General features: G+C 69.3%; 20 protein-coding genes and 1 pseudogene. 16 read left to right on the top strand and 5 right to left on the bottom strand.

Annotated elements, in window-relative coordinates; all coding sequences use genetic code 11:
* Window positions 1–268: 268 nt before the first annotated feature.
* Together Q7W02_13335 and Q7W02_13330 are read right to left on the bottom strand one after the other, a co-directional pair.
* On the bottom strand, window positions 269–565 hold the full coding sequence (locus tag Q7W02_13335) for a helix-turn-helix transcriptional regulator (GenBank protein ID MDO8477152.1): 297 nt from the start codon (window positions 563–565) through the stop codon (window positions 269–271).
* A complete protein-coding gene (locus Q7W02_13330; protein MDO8477151.1) occupies window positions 562–900 on the bottom strand; it encodes a type II toxin-antitoxin system RelE/ParE family toxin in 339 nt (112 codons plus the stop codon). The genes Q7W02_13335 and Q7W02_13330 overlap by 4 nt, the downstream gene beginning before the upstream one ends.
* Window positions 901–1,166: 266 nt before the next feature.
* On the opposite strand from Q7W02_13330, the gene Q7W02_13325 reads away from it, so the two are divergent.
* Both Q7W02_13325 and Q7W02_13320 read left to right on the top strand, forming a co-directional pair.
* A complete protein-coding gene (locus Q7W02_13325; protein MDO8477150.1) occupies window positions 1,167–1,742 on the top strand; it encodes a hypothetical protein in 576 nt (191 codons plus the stop codon).
* A complete protein-coding gene (locus Q7W02_13320) occupies window positions 1,739–3,118 on the top strand; it encodes a hypothetical protein (protein ID MDO8477149.1) in 1,380 nt (459 codons plus the stop codon). The genes Q7W02_13325 and Q7W02_13320 overlap by 4 nt, the downstream gene beginning before the upstream one ends.
* Before the next feature lie 39 nt (window positions 3,119–3,157).
* Here the strand turns inward: Q7W02_13320 and Q7W02_13315 are convergent.
* Window positions 3,158–3,250, bottom strand: a pseudogene (locus tag Q7W02_13315) (type II toxin-antitoxin system HicA family toxin).
* 117 nt (window positions 3,251–3,367) lie between these two features.
* Window positions 3,368–3,598, bottom strand: a complete 231-nt coding sequence (locus Q7W02_13310) for a type II toxin-antitoxin system HicB family antitoxin (GenBank protein MDO8477148.1) — start codon at window positions 3,596–3,598, stop codon at window positions 3,368–3,370.
* Window positions 3,599–3,642: 44 nt separating this feature from the next.
* Here Q7W02_13310 and dnaE point away from each other — a divergent pair, with 44 nt between their 5' ends.
* Entirely contained in the window at window positions 3,643–8,058 is a 4,416-nt protein-coding gene (dnaE, locus tag Q7W02_13305) for a DNA polymerase III subunit alpha (protein ID MDO8477147.1), read from the top strand.
* A 78-nt stretch (window positions 8,059–8,136) separates the two neighbouring features.
* Complete coding sequence (locus Q7W02_13300) at window positions 8,137–8,772, top strand: hypothetical protein (GenBank protein MDO8477146.1); 636 nt, start codon at window positions 8,137–8,139, stop codon at window positions 8,770–8,772.
* 7 nt (window positions 8,773–8,779) lie between these two features.
* Here the strand turns inward: Q7W02_13300 and Q7W02_13295 are convergent, their stop codons facing one another.
* Entirely contained in the window at window positions 8,780–9,151 is a 372-nt protein-coding gene (locus tag Q7W02_13295; protein ID MDO8477145.1) for a prepilin-type N-terminal cleavage/methylation domain-containing protein, read from the bottom strand.
* 215 nt (window positions 9,152–9,366) lie between these two features.
* On the opposite strand from Q7W02_13295, the gene Q7W02_13290 reads away from it, so the two are divergent.
* From Q7W02_13290 to Q7W02_13235, 12 genes are all read left to right on the top strand, one after another.
* Window positions 9,367–10,980 carry a PAS domain S-box protein gene (locus tag Q7W02_13290; GenBank protein MDO8477144.1) on the top strand — a complete coding sequence of 538 codons (1,614 nt, stop codon included), beginning with the start codon at window positions 9,367–9,369 and terminating at the stop codon, window positions 10,978–10,980.
* A gap of 42 nt (window positions 10,981–11,022) precedes the next feature.
* Entirely contained in the window at window positions 11,023–11,421 is a 399-nt protein-coding gene (locus Q7W02_13285) for a zinc ribbon domain-containing protein (GenBank protein MDO8477143.1), read from the top strand.
* Window positions 11,411–12,406, top strand: coding sequence for a GNAT family N-acetyltransferase (locus Q7W02_13280; protein ID MDO8477142.1), 996 nt, complete (start codon window positions 11,411–11,413; stop codon window positions 12,404–12,406). The genes Q7W02_13285 and Q7W02_13280 overlap by 11 nt, the downstream gene beginning before the upstream one ends.
* Window positions 12,403–13,665 (top strand): glycosyltransferase, encoded by a 1,263-nt coding sequence (locus Q7W02_13275; GenBank protein ID MDO8477141.1) that lies wholly within the window; start codon window positions 12,403–12,405, stop codon window positions 13,663–13,665. Before Q7W02_13280 ends, Q7W02_13275 begins: the two co-directional genes overlap by 4 nt.
* 10 nt (window positions 13,666–13,675) lie before the next feature.
* A complete protein-coding gene (gene phnA / locus Q7W02_13270; protein MDO8477140.1) occupies window positions 13,676–14,908 on the top strand; it encodes a phosphonoacetate hydrolase in 1,233 nt (410 codons plus the stop codon).
* The gene (locus tag Q7W02_13265; GenBank protein MDO8477139.1) at window positions 14,905–17,343 is read left to right on the top strand and encodes an FAD-dependent oxidoreductase; all 2,439 of its coding nucleotides are present in this window, start codon (window positions 14,905–14,907) and stop codon (window positions 17,341–17,343) included. Before phnA ends, Q7W02_13265 begins: the two co-directional genes overlap by 4 nt.
* A gap of 174 nt (window positions 17,344–17,517) precedes the next feature.
* A complete protein-coding gene (locus Q7W02_13260) occupies window positions 17,518–18,648 on the top strand; it encodes a 2-aminoethylphosphonate--pyruvate transaminase (protein MDO8477138.1) in 1,131 nt (376 codons plus the stop codon).
* 48 nt (window positions 18,649–18,696) lie between these two features.
* Complete coding sequence (locus Q7W02_13255) at window positions 18,697–19,527, top strand: phosphonoacetaldehyde hydrolase (protein MDO8477137.1); 831 nt, start codon at window positions 18,697–18,699, stop codon at window positions 19,525–19,527.
* A gap of 68 nt (window positions 19,528–19,595) precedes the next feature.
* Window positions 19,596–20,600, top strand: coding sequence for an ABC transporter ATP-binding protein (locus Q7W02_13250; GenBank protein ID MDO8477136.1), 1,005 nt, complete (start codon window positions 19,596–19,598; stop codon window positions 20,598–20,600).
* Between the two features lie 2 nt (window positions 20,601–20,602).
* On the top strand, window positions 20,603–21,622 hold the full coding sequence (locus tag Q7W02_13245; GenBank protein ID MDO8477135.1) for an ATP-binding cassette domain-containing protein: 1,020 nt from the start codon (window positions 20,603–20,605) through the stop codon (window positions 21,620–21,622).
* 116 nt (window positions 21,623–21,738) lie between these two features.
* The gene (locus Q7W02_13240; protein MDO8477134.1) at window positions 21,739–23,340 is read left to right on the top strand and encodes an ABC transporter substrate-binding protein; all 1,602 of its coding nucleotides are present in this window, start codon (window positions 21,739–21,741) and stop codon (window positions 23,338–23,340) included.
* Window positions 23,341–23,423: 83 nt separating this feature from the next.
* Window positions 23,424–24,377, top strand: a complete 954-nt coding sequence (locus Q7W02_13235; GenBank protein ID MDO8477133.1) for an ABC transporter permease — start codon at window positions 23,424–23,426, stop codon at window positions 24,375–24,377.
* Window position 24,378 lies beyond the last annotated feature (1 nt).

Below are 24,378 nucleotides of genomic sequence, written 5' to 3'. Positions count from 1 at the left end.
GACGCTGACGGCGCCCGACGGCACGGCGCACCGCTTCGAGGTGGACGCGTTCCGCAAGCAGGCGCTCCTCCGGGGGCAGGACGAGATCGCGCTGACCATGGAGTACGAGCAGGCCATCGCCGCGCACGAGTCTCGGCGCGCGGCCGAGATGCCCTGGCTGACCTGAGGCGTGTCGACCTTGCTAGGCCAGGCACTGAAGTCCTCGTAGGAGCTGTAGGAGATCGTCCATCAGTTGCGTCATCGAATCCTCCGGATTGTCCGAAAGATCCTAGACAAGCTCAAGTTTGACCTGACGGCCGATGGCGCGCGCTGCGCGAGTGAGTGTCTCCAGAGTCACGGAGTCGCTGTCCGGATCGAGGAGTCTGTCAAGCTGGCTCCGACTCGTCTCCATCCGCCGCGCCATCTCCGCCTTGGTGAGGCGCTGCTTCTTCATCGCCTTCTCGATCTGCCAGGCAAGAACGCGCTTGATGGCAACGCTCTGGGTCGCTTCGTAGGTTCCTTCGTCTTTCAAGAAATCTTCGAACGCTGTGCCGATATCTGCCTTCTTGGTTGTGCGCTTCTTCATTGCTCGATCTCCTCCATGCGTCTGCGGGCTAGGGCCAGGTCCTCGTTCGGAATCTTCTGCGTCTTCTTCAGGAATCCGTGCAACAGCACCATCCGCCCTTGCGCGATGCAAAAAATCACGCGAGCGATGCGGTTGCCGGGAAGGGTACTGCGAACCTCCCAGAGGCCCTGGCCCAGCGGCCGGCACACTGGCATCCCGACGGGCCACCCGTACTCGACGGTGGCGATGTCCTCGCCGATCTCGCGGCGCTCCTCGACCGACAGGCCTTTGAGCCAGTCGCGAACCGGCTCAGTGCCGGCCGCCGTCCGATAGAACGCCGCGGCGATCTTCTTCAGGGCTTGTCCGCTAGCGCAAGGTACCAGAGATGGTACACATTGTCACGTGCTGCTCAGCTCAGTAGCCGCCTACCTCGTAAGTGGGTGCTGAGGCGCCACCCCAGATACTGAGTCCATCAAGGCCGGCCTCCTCACTATCTTGTGCTTGCTAATACTAAACAGATGACGTGTAATATTGGGACTCCTTTAGTTAATGGGGAGCTGCCATGGCTACCTCGACCGAGTCCTTGCCCCCGCCAGGGTGGGATCGTGAGGGGCTCGATGGCTTGCTGAATGCTTTCCCTGAAGGCCGGCTCAGCGAGATCGTCGGACCCCGATCCTCCGGAGGCGGCAGCCTGCTGCTGGCGCTCCTGGCTCGTGCCGCATCGCGCGGGGGCTTGGTCGCCCTCGTGGACGGTGCCGATACATTCGACCCTGAGACGGCCGCGCGCGCGGGGCTCGACCTGCGCGCGCTGCTCTGGGTGCGCTGCGGCGGCCGCCTGCAGCCTGCGTGGAGCGCGGCCGATCTCCTGGCGCGCTGCTCGGGCTTCGCCGCGGTCGCGCTCGATTTGGGAACGGCGTGGGGCACGGCGTCCGTCGCCGCGCCGCCGTCCTTCGGCGTGCGCCTCCAGCGCGCGGCGGCGGGGAACGCGGCCGTGGTCGTGGTCCGCGCCCCGCGGCACCTGACGGGTAGCGCCGCCGCGTTCGTGGTCTCGGTGCGCCGCGTGCGCGCGCGCTGGATCGGCGCGCCCCGGCGCATCCGTCTTGGCGGGCTCGTCTCCGAAGCCCGCGTGCTCCGTTCCCGCTTCGACCCGCGCCTGGCCGCGCCCGGGCGCGCCTGGCTCATCGAGTGGCGGGCGTGACGCGCATCGCCTGCCTCTTCGTTCCCGGCGCCGACCCGCGGGTGAAGCCGGCCTTGCTCGAGATCGCGCTCCGCCACTCGCCTTCGGTGGAGGACGGTGGCCCGGGCATCGTCTACCTCGACCTCGGCGGGCTCGAGAGGCTGTGGGGCGGTGAAGAGGAGATCGCGCGCCGGCTCCACCGCGCCGCCCGCGAGCGCGGCGCGGCGGCGCGGGTCGGGGTCGCGGGCAGCCGCGCCGGCGCCCGCTTCGCGGCCCGCGCCGGCGGCGACGTCACTATCGTTCCGCCGGGCCTGGATGCCCGCTGGCTCGGCCCCGCGCCGCTGGTCTTGCTCGACTTAGGCCCCGAGATGACGGCGCGCCTCGATCGCTGGGGCATCCGCACTCTCGGCGAATTGGCCGACCTGCCTTCGCGCGGGCTCGCGGAGCGGCTCGGCGGCGAGGGGCCGCGGCTTCAGCGGCTGGCGCGCGGCGAAGATGCGACGCCGCTTCGCCTCTGGACGCCGCCGCCGGTCTTCGAAGAGTCGGCGGATTGCCCTTGGGGCGTCGAGGCTCTCGAGCCGCTCGGCGATCTCGTCGCGGGCCTGGCCGAGATGCTCTGCGCGCGGCTGCGCCGCTACGAGCTCTCGGCCGACGCCTTCGAGTGGACCTGCCGGCTGGCCGACCGGACGGTGCATGAGGGCGACTGCGCGCCGGCGGCGCCGCTCGCCGATCCCGTCGCCGCCGCCGCGCTCCTGCGCGCCTCGCTCGCGGCGCGGCCCCCGGGCGCCGCCGTGGAGGCGATCACGCTCCGCGCGCGTCCCGTGCGCGTGGGGAATATCCAGCCGCGCCTCGACGAGCCGCCGCGCCCGAGCCCGCGCCTGCTCACGGCCACGCTGGCGCGTCTCGCCGCCCTCGTGGAAGCGCCCGGTATCGGCTCGCCGGTGTTGGTGGACAGCCACCGGCCCGACGCCCATCGGATGACACCGTTTCTTCTCCCCTCACCCCAGCCCTCTCCCCAGGAGGGAGAGGGGGGTCGAACCCTTCCAGAGGAAAATCGAAACCCTCTCCCCCACCGGGGGAGAGGGCCGCAGTTCGAGCCGAAGGGCGAAGCCGTGAGGCGAGGGCTGAATAGTCAGGGGGCTATTCTGGCCGTTCGCCGCATGCGGCCGCCGAGGCCGGTAGAGGTGACGGTTGATGCGGGGGCGCCCGCCCACCTCCGCGCCGCCGGGCTCGCGGGGCGGATCATCGCGGGCGCGGGGCCGTGGCGCGTGTCGGGCGAGTGGTGGACGGAAGCGCCCTTCGTCCAGGACGAGTGGGACGTGGAGCTCGACGACGGCACGCTCTGCCGGCTCGCGCGCGACGGCCGCGGCTGGCGCCTCGAAGCCGTCTATGACTGACCCCTCACCCCAAAGGGAAGAAGGGTGAGGGGACCCTACTTAGGGGGAGTAGAAATGTGGACGGAGATCTTCTTCAGGTATGAACCGGCCGGCCTGTCGGAGGATTGCGCGGCACGTTCCCGTGTCCAGTTCATGGTGTGTCGGGACCGTGAGGGTCTCGGTTGTGCCGTCGGCAAGAGTCCGTCGTGGATCGTGAAACCGAAGCGGCCAAGGATCGCAACGATCTCCGCGCCTGAGAGGCGGCGGAGCTTAGGCATGCGTGGGCGAGAGCTCCATCGTTACGACAACGGTGGGGTTGGGGGCAAGCCCCAAGGCGGACAGGTCCTCATCAGCCAGATGGAGAGCGACGGCTTCCTGAAGGTTTCGAGTGACCTCGTCCAGCGTGAGGCCCTGAGTAACTACCGGGATCTCGGGGCATTCCGCCACGTATCCCGACTGTTCTCCTGGACGAATCACGGCCTTGATCGTGTGTTGGAGCATCTCTCCCCTCCCTTTTGCAGGCCAGTATAGCGCGACTCCCAGTCATGTTCGTCGAGCTGCACGCCAAGAGCGCATTCAGCTTCCTCGAAGCGGCCGTCCTGCCCGAGGCGCTGGCCGAGCGGGCCGCCGCCCTCGGCCAGCCCGCTCTCGCCCTCGTGGACCAGGACGGCGTCTACGGGGCGCCGCGCTTCTACGGCGCCTGCACGCGCCTCGGGATCACGCCGCTCGTCGGCGCCGAGGTCGGCATGCGGGACGGCGGCAGGCTGCCGCTCCTCGTGGAGGACCGTGAGGGCTACAAAAACCTCTGCCGCCTGCTGACGCGGATCAAGATGCGTGCGCCCAAGGGTGAGGGCCTAGCCGGCTGGGACGATCTCGAAGAGCACGCCGGCGGGCTCGTCTGTCTCACGGGAGGCGTTGAAGGTCCCGTGGCCCGGCGGCTCATCCGTGACGGCCATGAGGCCGCGCGCGCGACGCTCGACAGGCTCGCCGGCCTCTTCGGCCGCTTCGGCGTCTACGCCGAGCTCCAGCGCGCGCTCGAACGCGAGCAGGAGGTGCACAACGAGTGGCTGAACGCGGAAGCGGAGCGGCTGGGGCTGCCGCTCCTCGCCAGTAACGCCCCGCTCATGGCTCAACGCGGGGATCGGCCGCTGCTGGACACGCTGACCTGCATCCGCCACGGCATGACGCTGTCACAGGCGGGCAGGCTGCTCGCGCGCAACAGCGAGCGCTTTCTCAAGCCCGCGCGCGAGATGGAGCGGCTCTTCGCCGACTGCCCGGCGGCCGTGGCCAATAGCGGCGAGCTGGCATTGCGGCTCGGCTTCACGCTCAAGCACCTGGGCTACCGCTTCCCCGACTACCCGCTGCCGCCGGGCCAGACGCCGGTCGGCTTCCTCCGCGCCCTCTGCGAGAAAGGCGCGGCGACGCGCTACGGCACGGGACCGCTCCGCGGGCGCGCGCGAAGACAGATCGAACGCGAGATCGACCTCATCGGCCGCCTCGACCTGGCGGGCTACTTCCTGATCGTCTGGGACCTGGTCGAATACTGCCGCCGCCACGACATCCTAGTGCAGGGGCGGGGCTCGGCGGCCAACAGCGCCGTGTGCTATGCGCTCGGGATCACGGCCGTCGATCCGGTGGGGATGGAGCTTCTCTTCGAGCGCTTCCTCTCCGAGGAGCGCGGCGAGTGGCCCGACATCGACCTCGACCTGCCGAGCGGAGACCGGCGCGAGCGGGTCATCCAGTACGTCTACGAGCGCTACGGGCGCCTGGGCGCGGCCATGACGGCCAATGTCATCACCTACCGGGGCAGGAGCGCGGCGCGGGAGGTAGGCAAGGTCTTGGCGCTCCCCGCCGCCCTCTGCGACCGGTTGTCGGGGCTCGTCAGCGACTGGGAATACAAGGATCCGGGCGACACGCTCCTGGTCCACCTCCGCGAGGTCGGCTGCGATCCCGGGGAGCCGGTCATGCGCCACTTCGCCCATCTCTGGACGGCCATCCAGGACCTGCCGCGCCATCTCGGCCAGCACTCGGGCGGCATGGTCATCTGCGCCGGACGGCTCGACGGCGTGGTCCCGCTCGAGCCGGCCGCCATGCCCGGGCGCTCGGTCGTGCAGTGGGACAAGGACGACTGCGCGGCCATGGGCATGATCAAGGTGGATCTCCTGGGGCTCGGGATGATGGCGCTCCTCGAGGACGCGCTCGGGATGATCCGCCGCCGCGGCGGCCACGTGGACCTGGCTCACCTGCCGCCCGACGACCCCACGGTCTACGCCATGCTCAAGAAGGCCGACACCATCGGCGTCTTCCAGGTGGAGAGCCGCGCCCAGATGGCGACCCTGCCGCGCCTTAAGCCCGAGTGCTTCTACGACCTCGTGGTGCAGGTGGCCATCATCCGTCCCGGGCCCATCGTGGGCGACATGGTGCACCCGTATCTCAGGCGCCGCGCGGGGCGCGAGCCCGTGACCGTGCCGCATCCGGCGCTCGAGCCCATCCTCAAGCGCACGCTCGGCGTGCCGCTCTTCCAGGAGCAGCTCCTGCGCATGGCCATGGCGACGGCGGGTTTCACCGGCGGCGAGGCGGAGGAATTGCGGCGCGCCTTCGGCTTCAAGCGCCGCAAGCAGGCCATGGACGAGGTGGAGCGGAAGCTCCGCGCCGGCATGGCGGGGCAGGGGATCACGGGCGAGGCGGCGGAGGCCATCGTGCGCGCGATCACCTCCTTCGCCCTGTACGGCTTCCCGGAGTGCGTCGTCGGCGAGACGCGTGTGGTCGATGCCGATACCGGGCACCTGGTGCGGATCGAAGATGTCGTGAAAGGCCGCGAGAGAATCTGTCACACCCTCGCCTGCGATACAGACATGAAGATCCGAAAGCGTCGCATTCTCAAAGCCACATCCAGCGGGCGCCGCATGGTCTACCGCGTCCGTACCGCCTCTGGGCGGACGATCACGGTGACTGCGGAGCACCCCCTGCTCACCATGGGCGGCTGGCGCCCGCTCCACGACCTCCGTCTGGGTGATCACATAGCGGCGATCCGCGCATTACCTCCTCTCGGGCGCCAGCGGTGGTCTCGCCACTGGCTGATCGTTCTGGCGGATCTCATCGCCGAGGGCAACCTGTGCCATCCGTCTACACCGTACTTCTACACAACTGACTCGCAATACTGCGATGAGTATGTGAGAGCCGTGGAAAAGTTCCCAAATACACGCGCGACGGTTGCCCGCCACAAGAGCTGCTATAGCGTGCACGTTCGGCGCCGTGACAGGGCACGAGCGGCCGGAGTTGTCGAATGGCTCAAAGAGCTTGGTCTCTGGGGGCTCGATTCACGAGGGAAGCACGTGCCTGATACGGTGTTCGGCCTCCACGCAAGCGATGTGGGGCTCTTTCTCGCGCGGCTCTGGGAGGGAGATGGATCGTTTTCACGGACAGGTCATGTGTCGTATGACACTGCTTCATCCCGTTTATCGGAGGATGTCCGACATCTTCTCCTCCGTCTGGGGATCATGGCGCGCCTCTACAAGCGCGTCCGCCCATATCGGGGCCGGACGGTGACAGGTTTTGTCGTCACTGTTACGGGCCAAGAGAATTTGCGACTTTTTTATCGGAAGATCGCCCGTCGTTTCTTGATTGGACGGAAGCGCGAGCTTGCCAAGGTCATTGCTGATATGGCCGTAGAAGATCGATCCTCTCGTGATGTCATTCCTGTCGAGATCAAGGCGGTGATTGATCGCGCGCGTCAGCAGCGGAGTGTGACGTGGGAGAGCATGGCAGAGGCGACGGGGCTGTCGATGCGCGCTATTTGCTCTCCGGACAGAGCGAAGCGTGGATACCGGCGATGGACGATTGGCAGGTTGGCTCAATATTTTCAATCCAACGAATTGAAGTGCTTGGCTGAATCCGATCTTTACTGGGATCGAATCGTCGCTATCGAACGTGTAGGCTTACACGAAACGTACGACCTCAGCGTCGAAGGCGATCGCAATTTTGTCGCCAATGGCCTCGTCGTCCACAACTCGCACGCCGCCAGCTTCGCGCTCCTGGCCTATGCCAGCGCGTATCTCAAGGCGCATCACCCGGCGGCCTTCTACGCGGCGCTGCTCAACAACCAGCCCATGGGCTTCTACCACCCCGCCACCATCGTGGGAGATGCCGCGCGCCACGGGCAGGTGATCCGACCGGTGGACATCAACCACTCGGACTGGCTCTGCGCCATCGAGGCCGACGGGACCGTGCGGCTCGGGCTTCGCTATGTCCGCGGGCTGCGCGAGGAGGCGGGGCGGCTCATGGAGCGCGAGCGGCCGTTTTCCTCCGCCGACGATCTCGTCAGGCGCGCCGGGCTTCACAGGGACGAGGTGGCCAGGCTGGCCGAGATCGGCGCGCTCGGAAGCCTCGGCCTCGAGCGCCGCGCGGCGCTCTGGGAGATCGAGAGAGCGGCGCGGCCATCGGGTCCGCTCTACGTTGATCTTCGCGCGCCGGCCGGGTCATCGCCGCTTTCGCCCCCGCTCCCACCCCCGCTCCCACCCCCGCTTCCACCCCCGCTTCCACCCATGACGCCGTCCGAGGCGTTGGTGGCCGATTACGAGGGCACGGGGCTCACCCTGGGCCCGCACCCCATGGTCTTTCACCGGGCCCGGCTTAGGCGCCTGGGCGTGGCCCGAGCCGCCGATCTTCGGGGGATGCGGCACGGCGCGCCGGTCCGTGTCGCGGGAGCGGTGGTGGTGCGCCAGCGGCCCGGCACCGCCAAGGGTTTCGTTTTCCTGAACCTTGAGGACGAGAGCGGACTCGTCAACGTGGTGGTGCCCCCGTCCCTCTTCCGGCGCTGCCGGCTCATGCTGGTGGGCGAACCCTTTCTCTGGGTCGAGGGGGCGCTCGAGCACCGCGAAGGGGTCATCTCGGTCCGCGCCGGACGGCTCCATCCGCTCCACCACCGGCTGCGGCAGGTACCGTCCCACGACTTCCACTAGCCCAACCCGCCCACTTCCTGCTACCTTCATGCCGCGACAACCCTCAAACACGGCCCCTGCGGCCGGGGAGGATCGTGCGTGCTGTTTGCCCCGTGGCTCGTGATCCTGCTGGCCGGCGCAGCAGGCATCGTCGAGATGAGCATCGGGCTCCACGCGGCGCGCATCAAGAAGCCGTTCCTTCTTCCCGCCCACCACCTGTACTGGACCCGCGCCGCCGTCATGGCGGCGGTGATCCTCGGGCTGCCGCGGCTGACCTTCCTGGCGCCCGCAGTCAACAGCAACGCCTTCGACGCCGTGCTGCTGCTCCCAATCGGCCTGGCTGCGGGCTGCTTCTGGATGCTCGGACGCGGCTATGCTGCCCCCGGCCTCGACCGCGACGCGATGCTCGACACCGTCCGGGAGGTCCTGCGTGAGATGGGCTACAACGCGCGCGAGTCCTCGCCGCGGGCGGGCGAGGACGAGTTCATGCTCTTGGGGGCGGGCACCGCGATCATCGTGCAGGCGCCGTCGTGGAGCGGGACGCCGCGCCTGCGCGTCCAGCCCGCCGACGCGACGCCGCTCCTCCGGCAGATCGCGAGCGCGATCAACGTCCTTCTCGTGCTGGGGGCCCACGACGTGCGTAGCGCCCCCTTTGTCCTGCACACGCTCAAGGGGGCGCTCCTGATCGTCGCAGCCGTCGCCGGGTTTCTGGTCCTGATCGTGGGCGCGCGCTGAGGACAGGTCAGGGACGGGTGATCGTGGTGCTGTCGCCCGCCGCGGTGATGGTGTAGCCGGTCGGCCCGCCGGTGGAGTAGCCGTAGGTCCAGCCGGCCGGCGGCGCCGGGTCGGCCGCCATGAAGGGGCCGGCGACCTGGCCCGTGACGTTGGTCTGGGCCACGGTCAAGTCGGCCAGCGCGGCCGGCATCTGTCCCATGTGCGCCTGGTACGCCCCAACCGCCGAGGCCAACGTCCGCGTGTCGGCCTGGGCCTTGGCCATCCGCGAGCGGGACTGGACGTTGTTGAAGATCGTGAGAGAGATCGTGGTGAGAATGGCGATCACCGCCACCACCACGAGCAGCTCGACCAGGGTGAAGCCGCGCTGGTCCCTTGGCATAAGGTTGTCTACCGCAAGCTCGATGCCACGTCGCCTGGCGCCTTCGGGGTCTCCAAAGGCCTTGAAATACAAACCCTTCTCCCACGCAGTGTATGGTCGGCCCGGCCTGATGGTGTCAAATTTTGTAGCATCGGGCTGACATTCGCGCAACCTGGGGGCCCGGGTAGCAGGCTGGGGGTGACGCGAGGGCGGCTTCACGGTATGCTCGGTGTCCCGTGAGTCCAGCATCCAAGCCACGCATAGCCCGGCCCCCGGCGGCGGGGCCGACTGCCGCAAGTCCGGCTCGGCGGAAGCGGCTCCGCCGGGAGTACGCGCGCCGCCTGCTGGGTCCCGCCATCGCCGTGGTCGTCGTGGCGCTCATCGAGATCCTCTCGTGGACCCCGCTGAAGTTCGCGGCGTTCGCCCCCATCCTGATCCTCGCCGTCGTTTGCGCGACCTTCGTGGGCGGCCTCGTGGACGGGCTCATCGCGGCGGGGATCGTGGTCTGGTACTACGCCTACGATCTCTCCTCGACCGGCACGGCCTTCTCCTACACGCATGAGACGCTGCGGCGGGTCCTCGTCTTTGCCTGCTCGGCGCCGGCGGTGGCCCTCATGGTCGGCCTACTCGAGCAGCGGGCGGCCCGGATCGCCGCCGAGGCAGCGCGCAAGGAGCGGGAATCTGCCGACGCGGTGTACACGTCGCTGACCTGGACCCGTGAGGCCGAGCGGTTCGGGCGCGAGGCGGAGAGACGCTTCCGCGCCTTCTTCGACACGAGCGAGGTCGGGGTCATGCACACGCTGCGTGACAGGCGCCTGGTCGAATGCAACCAGACCTTGGTCGAGCTCCTGGGCTGCGACTCGCGCCAGGAGCTCATGACCATGGAGGCCGATCGCCTCTTCGAGGATCCGACGGACTACGCCGGGCTCATGGCGGAGGTCGATCGCGGCTCCGCGCCCGCGAAGCGCGACCTCGCCCTGTGGCGGCGGAGCGGCAAGTCACTCTGGGTGCGCGTGTCCGTCAGGCGGCTGGACGACCCGACGCGCCCGGTCTTCGAGTGGAGCGTGGTGGACATCACGCGTCAACGCCAAACCGAGGCGCGCGCGGCCGCTCTCCAGGCCGAGCTCGAGCGGCGCCAGGGCAACCAGGGCGCGCTGCTGCAGGAGATCGAGGGCTTCGCGTATGCGGTCGCGCACGACCTCCGCAGCCCCGTGCGCAGCATCGACGAGCTCTCCCAGGCGCTCCTGGCGGGCTACGGGCTCAAGCTCGACGCCGCGGGCCGGGACAGCCTCACGCGGCTGGCCTCCATCAGCAGAGCCATGGAGCGGCTGGTGCAGAGCCTGCTCGAGCTGGCGCGCGCCTCGGGCGGCGAGATGCGCCGGAACGCCGTCGACCTCTCCGCGCTGGCACAGACCATTGTCCAGGCGCTCCGGACCCGCGACCCCCAGCGCCGGGTCGATGTCGTCATCGCCCAAGGGCTGACGGCCGTCGGCGACCCCGCGCTCCTGCGCCAGGCGCTCACCCACCTCATCGGCAACGCCTGGGCCTTTACGAGCGGCCGTCCGTCCGGCCGCATCGAGTTCGGGGAGACCAAGGCGGAGGGACGCCCGGCCTACGTGGTGCGCGACGACGGCGCCGGCTTCGACCGTGCGTATGCGGGGCCGCTTCCCGGCGCCATCCAGCGGTTGCGGAGCGCCGACGCGTGGTCGGGCGCGGGACTCGCCCTAGCCATGGTGCAGCGGATCGTCCAGCGCCACGGCGGTCGCATCTGGTCCGAGGGCAGCCCCGAAGGCGCGATGTTCTATTTCACCCTGGGCGAGGCCCCGGGGCCCCCCGCAGCATCCGCATGATGCGATAAGCCATCTCAATGTCGGGAAAGCCGAGGACCCAGGGTGCCCATCTACGAGTATGAGTGTCGGGGCTGCAGCCGCCGCGTGAGCCTGCTCGTCCGTTCGCTCGCGTCTCGGGAAACACCCCGATGTCCGCGCTGCGGCAGCGCCGAGCTGTCCCGACTCATGTCCCGCTTCGCCACGCCCAAGTCCGAAGATGCCCGCCTCGAAGCTGCCGCCGACCCGTCACAGTACGGCGATCTCGACGAGAACGACCCGCAGGCCGTCGCGCGCTTCGTCAGGCGCATGGGCGACGAGATGGGCGAGGACCTGGGTGACGACCTCGGCGCGGCCATGGAGGAGGCGTCGGGGGAGGAGGGCGGGATCGAGGAGAGTGGCTTTGGCGGAGCCGGTGACGGCGAGGCGAGTCTCAGCGAGGCCGGAGGCGACGATGAAAGTTGAAGCGCTGCCGGGTTTCGAGAGCTTCGACGAGGGTGGCTGGAACGGTCTCCTCGCCCAGGCCCGCCACCCCTCGGTGTTCCTCTCCTGGCAGTGGCAGACGGCCTGGGCCCGCGCCTTCCTCGCTTCGCGGCCGCTGCACCTGCTCCGGGTCAGCGACGATGCCGGCACGCTTGCGGGGTTGCTGCCGCTCTACGACGAGGACGCCGGGCTCCGGCGCTTCGTGGGCGGGGTGGACGTCTCGGACTACCTCGACCTGATCGTCCCCGCCGGCCGCGAGGAGGAGGTCTGGCAGGCCCTCCTCCAGCACCGCGCGGGCGAGGCCACCGAATGGGACCTCCGGGCGATCCGTGCCGCGTCGCCGACCCTCGACATCCTGCCGCGGCTCTGCCCCGCAGCCGGGATCCGGGCGCAGGTCGAGCGAGAGGACCGCTGCCCCGTGCTCGACCTGCCCGCTTCCTGGGACGCTTATCTCGAGCGTCTCCCGGGCAAGGACCGCCATGAGCTGCGGCGCAAGATCCGAAAGCTCGAGCGCGAGCTGCCGGGCACGTCCGTGCGCTCCCACGCCTCGCCCGAGGGATGGGACGGCGCGCTGGCGGTGTTCCTGAGGCTCCACCGCCTCTCCAAGGCCGGCAAGGCGCGCTTCATGGACGAGCGCATGGAGGCCTTCTTCCGCGACGCGACCCACGCGCTGGCGGCTCGGGGCTGGGCGCGGCTGTGGTTCCTCGACTGGGACGGGGCGGCCGTGGCGAGCTTCCTCTGTCTGGAGAGCTTGGGTTCGGCTGGGGGCTCGGTCGGGTTGTACAATTCGGGCTTCGACCCGCTCCACGCCAAGCTTGCCCCGGGCATCGTGCTCCTCGCCCACGTGATCCGCGACGCGATCGACCGCGGCGTCGCCGTCTTCGACTTCCTGCGTGGAGAGGAGCCTTACAAGTACGCCTTCGGACCCACGGCCCAGGATCTCTTCCGCGTGCGGGTGGCGCCGTGAGCCTCCGCATCGCCGTGCTCAGCGTCCACACCTGCCCCCTGGCCGCGCTCGGCGGCAAGGAAACGGGCGGCATGAACGTCTACGTGCGCGAGACGGCGCGCGAGCTCGGGCGCATGGGCGTCGCCGTGGACGTCTTCACGCGCTCGCAGAACGCCTCGATCCCCCGCGCGGCCGAGCTGGGAGAGGGCGCGCGGGTCATCCATCTGCCGGCGGGCCCTCAGGCGCCGATCGCGCGCGAGGCACTCCACCGCCACCTGCCGGAGTTCGTCGAGGGCGTCGAAGCGCATCGCTGGGCGGAGGGGATAGACTACGACGTCATCCACGCGCACTACTGGCTCTCGGGCGTGGCGGGTCTCGAGCTGCGCGAGCGCTGGGGCGTGCCGCTCGTCCAGATGTTCCACACTCTCGGCCGCCTCAAGAACTCGGTGGCGCAGGGGCCCGACGAGCTCGAGCCCGAGTTGAGGATCGCCGAGGAATCGCGCGTCGTCGCGGGCGCCGACCGGATCGTGGCGGCCAACGTCGTCGAGCGCGCGCACCTCGTCTGGCACTATGGCGCCGCGGCCGAGCGCATCGCCGTCATCCCCTGCGGCGTGGACACCGAGCTGTTCCAACCGATGTCCCAGACCACGGCCAAGGACCTCCTCGAGCTGCCGCCCGACCCGATGCTGCTCTACGTCGGGCGGCTCCAGCCGATCAAGGGGCTCGAGACCCTGCTGGACGCCATGGCGCGGCTGGGCGGGGCGGCGCGACTCTACATCGTCGGAGGCGATTGGGACGAGCCCGATCCCGGGGACACGGCCTCGGGCCATGCCCGGCAGCTGCGGTCGCGCGTGGCGGCGCTCGGGCTGGGCGACCGGGTGCGCTTCCTCGGCCCGCAGCCCCAGCGGCGGCTCCGCCTCTTCTATGCGGCGGCGGACGCCACGGTCATGCCGTCCTACTACGAGTCGTTCGGCATGGTGGCGCTCGAGGCCATGGCCTGCGGCAGCCCCGTGGTCGCCTCGCGCGTCGGCGGGCTCACCACGACGGTCAAGGACGGCGTGACGGGCTATCTCGTGCCTGAAGGGGATCCAACCGCCCTCGCCGAGCGGTTGGAGCGGCTCCTCCACGACCCCGAGACCCGGGCGCGCCTCGGCGTCAATGCATCGCGCTGGGCGGCAGACCACCGCTGGCCGTGCGTGGCGGAGGCCGTATGTCGCCTGTACTCCGAGCTCCGGCCGGCGGCGGCTTCCCACCTCGGCCGCGGCCGCTGCCAGACGTAGCGGATACGGTATGGCGCGGGGCGGCGGGCCGATTACCGTCAACGGGCGGACCTACGGGTGGCCGGCCCGGCCGCTCGTGGTCGTGTGCGTCGACGGCTGCGAGCCCGACTACCTGGCGCAGGCCTTCCTGGCCGGGGCCATGCCCTTCCTCGCCTCGGCCGCGGCGCGTGGCGCAAGCCTGCTGGGCGCCGCGGTCATCCCGAGCTTCACGAACCCGAACAACCTTTCGATCGTCACGGGCGCGCCGCCCTCAGTGCACGGCATCTGCGGCAACTACTTCTGGGACCGCGAGGCCGGCGCCGAAGTGATGATGAACGACCCGAAGTACCTGCGCTGCGGGACGATTCTGGCGGCATTCGCTGAAGCCGGCGCCTCGGTGGCTGTCGTCACGGCAAAGGACAAGCTCCGAAGGCTCCTCGGGCACGGGATGCGGGGGACCTGCTTCTCGTCGGAGCAGGCGGACCGGACCACGAGGGCCGAGCACGGTATCGACGACGCGCTCGGGTTCGTCGGGCTGCCGCTCCCGTCCGTGTACAGCGCAGCACTCAGCGAGTTCGTCTTCGCGGCGGGCGTCAAGCTCATGGAGTCGGCCCGGCCCGATATCCTGTACCTCTCGACGACGGACTACGTCCAGCACAAGCACGCCCCCGGGACGGCGCAGGCCAACGCCTTTTACCGCATGGTGGACGGCTACCTCGTCAAGCTCGACGCCATGGGCGCGGCGATCGCGCTCACGGCCGACCACGGCATGAACGCCAAGACGGACGAGCACGGAGCGCCCCAGGTCATTTACCTCCAGGATGTGCTCGACGCCTGGCTCGGCGCGGGCCGTGCGCGGGTGATCCTGCCCATCACCGACCCGTACGTGGTTCACCACGGGGCGCTCGGCTCCTTCGCCACGATCTATCTTCCCGAAGGCGCCGACGCGCGCGCGGCGGTGGCCGGCGTGGGCGCGCTGCCGGGCATGGAGCTCGTCCTCGACCGGGAGGAAGGGTGCCGGCGCTTCGAGCTTCCGCCCGACCGCATGGGCGATCTCATCGCCATCTCCGCGCGCCACGTCGTCATCGGCACCAGCGCCGTGAGGCACGATCTCTCGGGACTGGATGCGCCGCTCCGCTCCCACGGCGGGCTCACCGAGCAGACGGTGCCGTTGGTGTTCAGCCGGCCGCTCGCCGCTCTGCCGGAGGCGCGCCGGCTGAGAAACTTCGACATCTTCGACTTGGCACTGAACCGCGCCCGGTGATTGCGAGCCACGCGCGCGCCGTCATTGTCGGCGGCGGGATCATCGGCACGAGCGTCGCCTATCACCTGACGAAGCTCGGGTGGAAGGACGTGGTGCTGCTCGAGCAGGGCAGCCTCTCCGGCGGCACGACGTGGCATGCGGCGGGTCTCGTGGGTCAGCTGCGGGCCTCGAGCAACCTGACCCGGCTCATCCGGTACAGCGCCGATCTCTACGAGCGCCTCGAAGCCGAGACGGGCCAGGCGACAGGCTGGAAGCGCTGCGGCAGCCTCTCCGTGGCGCGCACGTGCGAGCGCATGACCCAGCTCGAGCGCAACGCCGCGCTCGCGCGCTCCTACGGTATCGACGCGGAGGTCATCAGCGCCTCGCTCGCGGGCGAGCGCTACCCGCTCATGCGCACCGACGACCTGGTCGGCGCCGTGTGGATCCCCGGCGACGGCAAGGCCAACCCCGCCGACATTACCCAGGCGCTGGCGCGCGGCGCGCGGGCAGGCGGCGCCGCTATTCACGAGGGCGTCAGGGTCACCGGCGTCCGGCTCGAGCGCGGCGCCGTCGCGGGGGTCGAGACGTCCCAGGGCCCTATCGCCACGGAGATCCTCGTGAACTGCGCCGGCATGTGGGCGCGGGAGCTCGGCCGTCTGAGCGGCGTCACGGTGCCGCTCCACGCCTGCGAGCACATGTACATCGTCACGAACCCAATAGACGGCGTGACGCCCGACCTGCCCGTTATGCGTGACGCTGACGGCCACATTTACTTCAAAGAAGAAGTGGCCGGGCTTCTCATGGGCGGCTTCGACCCGTGGGCAAAGCCATGGGGCATGGACGGCATCCCCGAGGGCTTCAGCTTCGGCACTCTGCCCGAGGACTGGGGCAAGTTCGAGCTCCTGATGCGGAACGCCATCCAGCGAGTGCCCGTCCTCGAGTCGGCCCAGGTGCGCCTGCTCATGAACGGGCCCGAGAGCTTCACGCCCGACAACTACTTCATCCTGGGCGAGGCGCCGGAGGTCCGCCGCTATTACGTCGGCGCCGGCTTCTGCTCGGGCGGCATCGCCGCGGCCGGCGGCGCGGGACGCGCGCTCGCCGAGTGGATCGTCGAGGACCGGCCGTCGATGGACCTCTGGCAGGCCGACATTCGCCGCTTCGCGCCCTTCCATGCCAGCCCCGCGTTCCTGCGGGAGCGGGCGAGCGAGATCGTGGGCGTGCACTACTTCGTGGCCTTCCCGAACCGCGAGCTCGAGACCGGGCGCGGCCTGCGCCTCTCGCCGCTCTACGAGCGCCTCCGCGACAAGCGCGCCTGCTTCGGCAACAAGATGGGTTGGGAGCGCGCCAACTGGTTCGCCCCCGACGGTGTCGCCCCCGAGACGGTCTACTCCTTCGGCAGGCAGAACTGGTTCCCCTACGCCGCGGCCGAGCACCGCGCCTGCCGCGAGGCCGTCGCCGTCTTCGACCAAAGCTCGTTCTCCAAGTTCCGCCTCGAGGGCCCCGACGCGGAGGCCGCGCTCCAGCGGCTGTGCGCCAACGACGTCGCCGTGGCGCCGGGGCGGGTGGTCTACACGGGGATGCTCAACGAGCGCGGCGGCTTCGAGAGCGACCTGACCGTCACGCGGCTCGGCGCGGACGCGTACCTGATCGTCACGGGCTCGGCGCAGACGACGCGCGACGCCCACTGGATACGCCGGCACATCCCCGACGGCGCTCGCGCCGCGCTCACCGACGTCACGGGCGCGTACGCGGTGCTGGGCGTGATGGGCCCGCGCTCGCGCGATCTCCTCTCGAGGCTCACGCGGGCGGACCTGTCGAACGCGGCCTTCCCCTTCGCGGCGAGCCGGGAGATCTGGCTGGGGCGCGCCCTCGTGCGCGCCTCGCGCATCACGTACGTCGGCGAGCTCGGCTGGGAGCTCTACGTGCCTGTCGAGTTCGCCGCCGGCGTGTATGATGCGCTTCATGCGGCCGGCGGCGACCTCGGGCTCGCGGACGCGGGCTACTACGCCATCGAGTCGCTCCGCGTCGAGAAGGCCTATCGCGCCTGGGGGCGCGAGCTGACGACGGACGACACGCCGCTCGAGGCGGGGCTGGGCTTCGCCGTCCGCTTCGACAAGGCGGCGCCCTTCATGGGCCGGGAGGCCCTGCTCGCGCAGCGCGGCAAGCCTCTCGGCAAGCGGCTCTGCAGCTTCGTCCTCGACGACCCCGAGGCGCTGCCGCTGGGCGACGAGCCGATCTGGTGCGACGGGAGCATCGTGGGCTCCACCAGTTCGGCCGCCTACGGCCACACGCTCGGCCGCGCCGTCGCCATGGGCTACGTCAGCCGCCCCGTGGGCGTGGACGCGGCGTATCTCTCGCAGGCGCGCTTCGAGATCGAGATCGCCGGCGACCGCTTCGCCGCGCGCGGCAGCCTCAAGGCCCCATACGACCCCGATGGCCTCAGGGTCAAGAGCTAGCCCAGAACATGCGTGAACACATGCGCCACCCTCACCCCGACCCTCTCCCTCTCCGAGGGAGAGGGAGCTGTTTCGATCCCCTCGCCCCCGGGGGGAGAGGGGAGGGTGAGGGGGCGGCGGGAACGCGGAACACGCGTTCGTGAATAGCACGCTAGCAGAGAGAGGAGCATCGCCATGACCGAGCCGCGCCGCGATCCCTGGCTGCTGACGCCGGGACCGCTCACGACCTCCCGTACCGTCAAGGAGGCGATGCTGCACGATTGGGGCTCGCGCGACGGCGAGTTCATCAAGCTCAACGCCCGCGTGCGGGAACGGCTGGTGGAGCTGGCGGGCGGGCAGGGCACCCACGTCTGCGTGCCGCTCCAGGGCAGCGGCACCTTCATCGTCGAGGCGATGATCGGCACCCTCGTACCGCGCGCGGGCAAGCTCGCCGTGCTCGTCAACGGCGCGTACGGCGCGCGCATGGTCCGCATGTGCGAGTACCTGCGCCGCGAGCGCGTCGTGCTCGAGACGCCGGAAGACACGCCGGTCGATCCGGCAGCCCTCGACGCCGCGCTCGCGGCCGACGCGGCTATCACGCATGTCGTTGTGGTCCAGTGCGAGACGACCTCGGGCGTGCTCAACCCCGTGGAGGAGATCGCGGCGGTCACGGCGCGCCGGAGCCGTCGCCTGCTGGTGGACGCAATGAGCGCCTTCGGCGCGCTGCCTCTCGATGCGGCGGTGACCCCCTACGATGCCCTCGTGGCGTCCTCGAACAAGTGCCTCGAGGGCGTGCCGGGGGTGGGCTTCGCCATCATCCGCCGGTCCGCGCTCGAGGCCGCAAAGGGGAATGCTCCCACGCTGTCCTTCGATCTCCACGACCAGTGGGCGGCCATGGAGAAGACCAGGCAGTGGCGCTTCACGCCGCCGACGCACGTGCTGGCGGCCCTCGACCAGGCGCTCGCCGAGCACGCCGCCGAGGGTGGGGTGGCGGGGCGGGGCGCGCGCTACGCGAGCAACTGCCGGATCCTCGTCGAGGGCTTGCGCGCGCTCGGCTTCGAGACCCTGCTGCCGGACGCGCTCCAGGCGCCGATCATCGTCACGGTGCGCATGCCGGCCGACCCGAAGTTCAACTTCGAGAGCTTCTACGACCGGCTCTCGCGCCGCGGCTACGTCATCTACCCGGGGAAGCTGACCGTCGCGGACAGCTTCCGCATCGGCTGCATCGGGCGGCTGGGCGAAGGCGAGATGCGCGGGGTTCTTCGAGCCATCAGCGAGATCCTGGCTGAGATGGGCGTGACCCGCTGCGCGCCCGCCGGCCGGTAGCACGCGACCACACACCCCCACGCGACCATATACCCTAAGGAGACGAGCATGAGCTTCACCTACGAGCGCCGCTACCGCGGCAAGATCCAGGCCGTCCTGCTCGACTGGGCCGGCACCACCATGGACTACGGCTGCATGGCGCCCGCCGTGGTGTTCGTCGAGGTCTTCAAGCGCCAGGGCGTGCCCATCACCATGGACGAGGCGCGCGCGCCCATGGGGGCGCACAAGCGCGTCCACATCAGGAAGATCACGGAGCTGCCGCCCGTGGCGCGGCGCTGGCAGGAGAAGCACGGGCGGAAGCCCACCGAGGTCGACGTGGACGCCATGTTCGCCGAGTTCGTGCCGCTCCAGCTGGGGTGCCTGTCGGAGTACTCGGAGCTGATCCCGGGCACCCTCGAGGCGGTCAACCAGATGCGGAAGCGCGGGATCAAGATCGGCTCGACCACCGGCTATCTCACGGAGATGATGGACATCAACCGCAAGGATGCCGCCCGGCAGGGCTACGAGCCCGACTCGACCGTCTGCGCGAGCGACGTGCCCGCGGGCCGGCCGTACCCGTACATGTGCCTGCAGAACGTGATCAACCTCCAGGTCTGGCCGGTCTCGGCCTGCGTCAAGGTGGACGACACGGTGCCGGGTATCGAGGAAGGGCTCAACTCGGGCATGTGGACCGTGGGGCTCGCCATGAGCGGCAACGAGATCGGCCTGCCTCTCAAGGAGGTGCAGGCCCTGGCCCCGGCAGACCGCGAGGCGCGGCGGCAGCGCGCCTACACCCGGATGCACCAGTGCGGGGCGCACTACGTCGTCGACTCCATCGCCGACCTCGTGCCCTGCCTCGACGACATCGACGCGCGACTGGCTAGAGGCGAGCGCCCCTAGCCTGGCCGCCTCGCGAGAGTGAGCTCGTAACGAGGCCAACCGCCCGCTTGTGCTAGACTGCCCGGGCCATGGAGCAGGGCGGCGACCTCCTCCTTGATGTCAGGAACCTCCAGACGCAGTTCGCGATCTCGGGCGGCGTCGTGCGCGCCGTGGACGGGGTCTCCTGGGATGTGCGGGCGGGGGAGACCGTTGCCCTCGTCGGCGAGTCGGGCTGCGGCAAGTCGGTGAGCGCGCTGAGCGTGATGCGCCTCGTGGCGGCGCCGGCGGGGCGCATCGTCGGCGGCCAGATCCTCTTCAAGGGACGCGACCTCCTCCAGCTCTCCGACGAGGAGATGCGCGAGGTGCGTGGCGCCGCCATCGCCATGATCTTCCAGGAACCCATGACCTCGCTCAACCCGGTGCTGACCGTCGGGCGCCAGCTGACCGAGCCGACCGAGATCCATCTCGGCATGACGTCGACCCAGTCACGGGCGCGCGCCATCGAGCTCCTGGGCATGGTCGGCATCTCCGACCCCGAGCGGCGTCTCCGCCAGTACCCGCACCAGTTCAGCGGCGGGATGCGGCAGCGCATGATGATCGCCATGGCGCTGGCGTGCAATCCGGCGCTGATCCTGGCCGACGAGCCGACCACGGCCTTGGATGTCACAATACAGGCTCAGATCCTCGAGCTCATGAAGGGGCTCTCCCGGAAGCTGGGCGTGGCCATGGTCATGATCACCCACAACCTGGGCGTGGTCGCCCGCTACGCCGACCGGGTCAACGTCATGTACGCGGGGCGGGTCGTGGAGCGGGGGACGGCGCGCGAGATCTACGCCAACCCGCGCCACCCCTACACGCTCGGGCTCCTGCGCTCGGTGCCCCGCCTCGACGAGCCCCGGAAGGCCAAGCTCCTGCCCATCCAGGGCCAGCCGCCCGATCTCTCGCGGCTGCCGCCGGGCTGCGCCTTCCAGCCGCGCTGCCAGTACGCCGTGGAGCGCTGCCTGCGCGAGGCACCCCCGCTGGAGACCGTCGCGGCGCGCCACGTCTCGGCCTGCTGGGTGGCATCCGACCTCGGCCAGAAGGTGAGCGCGTGAGCCTGGCGGCATCCGTCCGCGACGATCGGTCGCCTGCTGAGCCCCACAAGGGCGACGAGATCCTGGTAGTCCGGAACCTGACCAAGTATTTCGAGGTCTCGGGCGGCTTCTTGAGCGGCAGGCGCGGCGTGGTCAAGGCGGTGGACGACGTGTCCTTCTCGATCCGCCGCGGCGAGACGCTCGGCCTCGTGGGTGAGTCCGGCTGCGGCAAGACCACCACAGGCCGCTGCGTGCTCCAGCTGGAGAAGCCGACCAGCGGCTCCATCCTGTTCGAGGGCAAGGACCTGGCGGCGGCCTCGCCATCCGAGCTCCGGGCCGTGCGGCGGAAGATGCAGGTCATCTTCCAGGACCCGTACAGCTCGCTCAACCCGCGGATGACGGTGGGCCAGATCATCTCTGAGCCCCTGGCCGTGCACGGCATCGTGCCCGAACGCCCGGCACGGGAGGCCCGCGTCAAGGAGCTTCTCGGCCACGCGGGGCTCCTGCCCGCCATGACCCGGCGCTACCCCCACGAGCTCTCGGGAGGCCAGCGCCAGCGCGTCGGCATCGCCCGCGCCCTCGCGATGGAGCCGACCTTGATCGTCTGCGACGAGCCGGTCTCGGCCCTCGACGTCTCCATCCAGGCCCAGATCATCAACCTGCTCGAGGAGCTGCAGACCGGCTTCGGCCTGACCTATCTCTTCGTCGCCCACGACCTCTCGGTGGTCCGCCATATCTCCGACCGGGTGGCCGTGATGTACCTGGGCAAGATCGTCGAGCTCACCGACCGGCAGTCGCTGTACGAGAACCCGCAGCACCCGTATACCAAGGCGCTGCTCTCGGCCGTCCCCATCCCCGACCCGGCCGTGGAGCTGACCCGCGAGCGGACGATTTTGAAGGGCGAGGTGCCGAGCCCGCTCAATCCCCCGGCGGGCTGCGTCTTCCACCCCCGCTGCCCCATAGCCATCGAGCAGTGCAGCCAGGGGGTGCCCGACCTTCGGGAAATCCTGCCCGGGCACCGGGCGGCCTGCATCCGCGTTTAGTCATCGAGCGATAACGCTTCCCGCCTTGACAGGAGGGAGGTGCGGCCGCTAATGTACGGCAAGTTGTTGGAACCACTGACGGTCTTTCCCGTCGCACCAGCGCAAGGAGGCGTCGCATGACACTGTCCACTGCCGGGCGCATCACGCTAGGACTTCTTCTCGCCGCCCTGCTCGCGGCGCCGGTTCCCGTTACAGCACAGGACAAGCCCCGCCTGGGCGGCGAGCTGATCTTCCCCGTCCCCTCGGAGCCGCCCTCCTACGACGCCCACGAGGAGGAGACCTTCGGGGTCATCCACCCCTTGGCGCCGCTCTACAGCACGATCCTCAAGGTCGACCCCTTCGACAAGACGGGCACCAAGCCGGTTGGCGACCTGGCCGAGTCCTGGACCATCTCCAAGGACGGGATGACCTACACCTTCAAGCTCCGGCGCGGCGTCAAGTTCCACGACGGCAGTGAGATGACCTCCAAGGACGTCAAGGCCAGCTACGACAAGATCATCTTTCCCCCTGCCGGCGTGAAGTCGCTCCGGAAGGCCGCGTACGACGTGGTCGAGGTGGTCGAGGCCCCGGATCCCTACACGGTACGGCTCCGTCTCAAGCGGCCGGAGGCGTCCCTGCTGCTCAACTTGGCGTCGCCCTGGAACTGGATCTACAAGGCCGACATCCTCGCCAAGGACATCCACTGGTACGAGAAGAACGTCATGGGCACCGGGCCTTTCAAGTTCGTGGAGCACGTGAAGGGCTCGCACTGGGTCGGCAAGAAGAACCCGGACTACTGGGACAAGGGCAAGCCCTACCTGGACAGCTACCGCGCGATCTTCATCTCCTCGTCGGCGGCCCAGGTGGCGGCCATCCGCGGCGAGCGCGCCCACATCCAGTTCCGCAGCTTCAGCCCGGGCGAGCGCGACAGCCTCGTGCAGGCGCTGGGCTCCAAGATCACGGTGCAGGAGAGCCCGTGGGACTGCCTGAACTTCGTGTCGATGCATCACGACAAGAAGCCCTTCGACGACAAGCGGGTCCGGCGCGCCCTGTCTCTCGCCCTGGACCGCTACGAGGGCTCCAAGGCGCTCTCGCGGATCACCCTGGTCAAGGACGTGGCGGGCATCCAGGTGCCCGGAACGCCCTACGCCACGCCGCCGGCCGAGCTGGAGAAGCTGGCGGGCTACGGGCGCGACATCAACGCCAACCGGGCCGAGGCCAAGCGCCTGCTGCGCGAGGCGGGGGTGCCGGACGGCTTTTCCTTCACCTTCAAGAACCGCGGCATCCCGCACCCGTACGAGCCCCTGGGTATCTGGCTCATCGACCAGTGGCGCCAGATCGGGCTCAATGTCAAGCAGGAGACGATCGAGGCGTCCTCCTACTATGCGATGCTCAAGCGCGGCGACTTCGAGGTCGTCATGGACTTCCAGTGCGGGTTCATCGTCGAGCCGGACCTGGACCTGCCGCGGTTCGTCAGCACGTCGGACGCCAACTACGGCAAGCACAAGGACAAGGTGATCGACGAGCTCTTCGTCAAGCAGGGGCGAGCCAACGATATCGAGGAGCGGAAGCGGTATCTCCGCGCCTTCGAGAAGCGCCTCCTCGACGAGGAGACCCACGTGATCTACACGCTCCAATGGCACCGGATCATCCCGCACTCGAGCAAGGTGCACGGTTGGACGATCACGCCCAGCCACTACCTGAACAACCAGCTCGACACGGTCTGGCTCAGTGAATAGCGAAGCTACTCCCTATACCCCTCTCCCCGCCCCGGGGAGAGGGCAGGGTGAGGGGCAGCCCTGAGGGGCGAGCCCCCGACACTATGTGGAAGTACGTCGTCAAGCGGTTCTTCCTGATGATCCCGACGCTCCTGGGCGTCGCGGTTTTGATCTTCCTCCTCATGCGCGTCGTGCCGGGTGACATCGTCGAGCTCCGCCTGGCCGGCGACAGCGGCGCCGTGTCGGAGGAGCTGCTCAAGACCGAGCGGGCGCGCTTCGGTCTGGATCAGCCGCTGTGGAAGCAGTTCGGGACCTGGATCTGGGGCGTGGTGCGCTTCGACTTCGGCACCTCGATGTGGACCGGGGCGTCGATCGGCGAGGAGATCAAGCTCCGCTTCGCGCTGTCGCTCCAGCTGGCGATCATGGCGACAGCGATCGGGGTGGCGATCGCGATCCCCCTGGGCGTGGCGTCGGCGCTCAAGCAGGACTCGTGGGTGGACTACGTCGCGCGCATCGTGTCCATCGCCGGGATCGCCACGCCGTCCTTCTGGCTGGGCATCCTGATGATCCTGGTGTTGCTGGTCGTCTTCCGCTGGCTGCCGCCCATGGTCTACACGCCGTTCTGGGTCAATCCCTGGCAGAACATCATCCAGCTCATCTGGCCGGCCCTGGCCGTCGGCTACCGTCTCTCGGCCGTGGTGACGCGCATGACGCGCTCGGCGATGCTCGAGGTGCTGCGCGAGGACTACATCCGTACGGCGCGCGCCAAGGGGCTGGTCGAGACGCTCGTTCTCAAGCGTCACGCGATCAAGAACGCCATGCTGCCGGTGCTGACGGTGACGGGCATCGAGTTCGCCTTCCTCATGGGCGGGCTCGTGGTCACTGAACAGGTGTTCAATCTCAACGGGCTGGGGCTCCTGTTCGTCCAGGCCGTCGCGCACCGGGACTACACGCTGACGCAGGCGCTGGTGCTCCTCGTCGCCTCGGTCTTCATCATCGTCAACTTCTTCATGGATCTCATGTACGGCTGGCTCGATCCCCGCATCCGGTACCGGTAGC

Source organism: Candidatus Rokuibacteriota bacterium (genome assembly GCA_030647435.1).
Classification (GTDB): Bacteria; Methylomirabilota; Methylomirabilia; order Rokubacteriales; family CSP1-6; genus AR37.
Note: the sequence above shows the minus strand (reverse complement) of the source record. Positions and strands in the feature narration are given on the sequence as shown.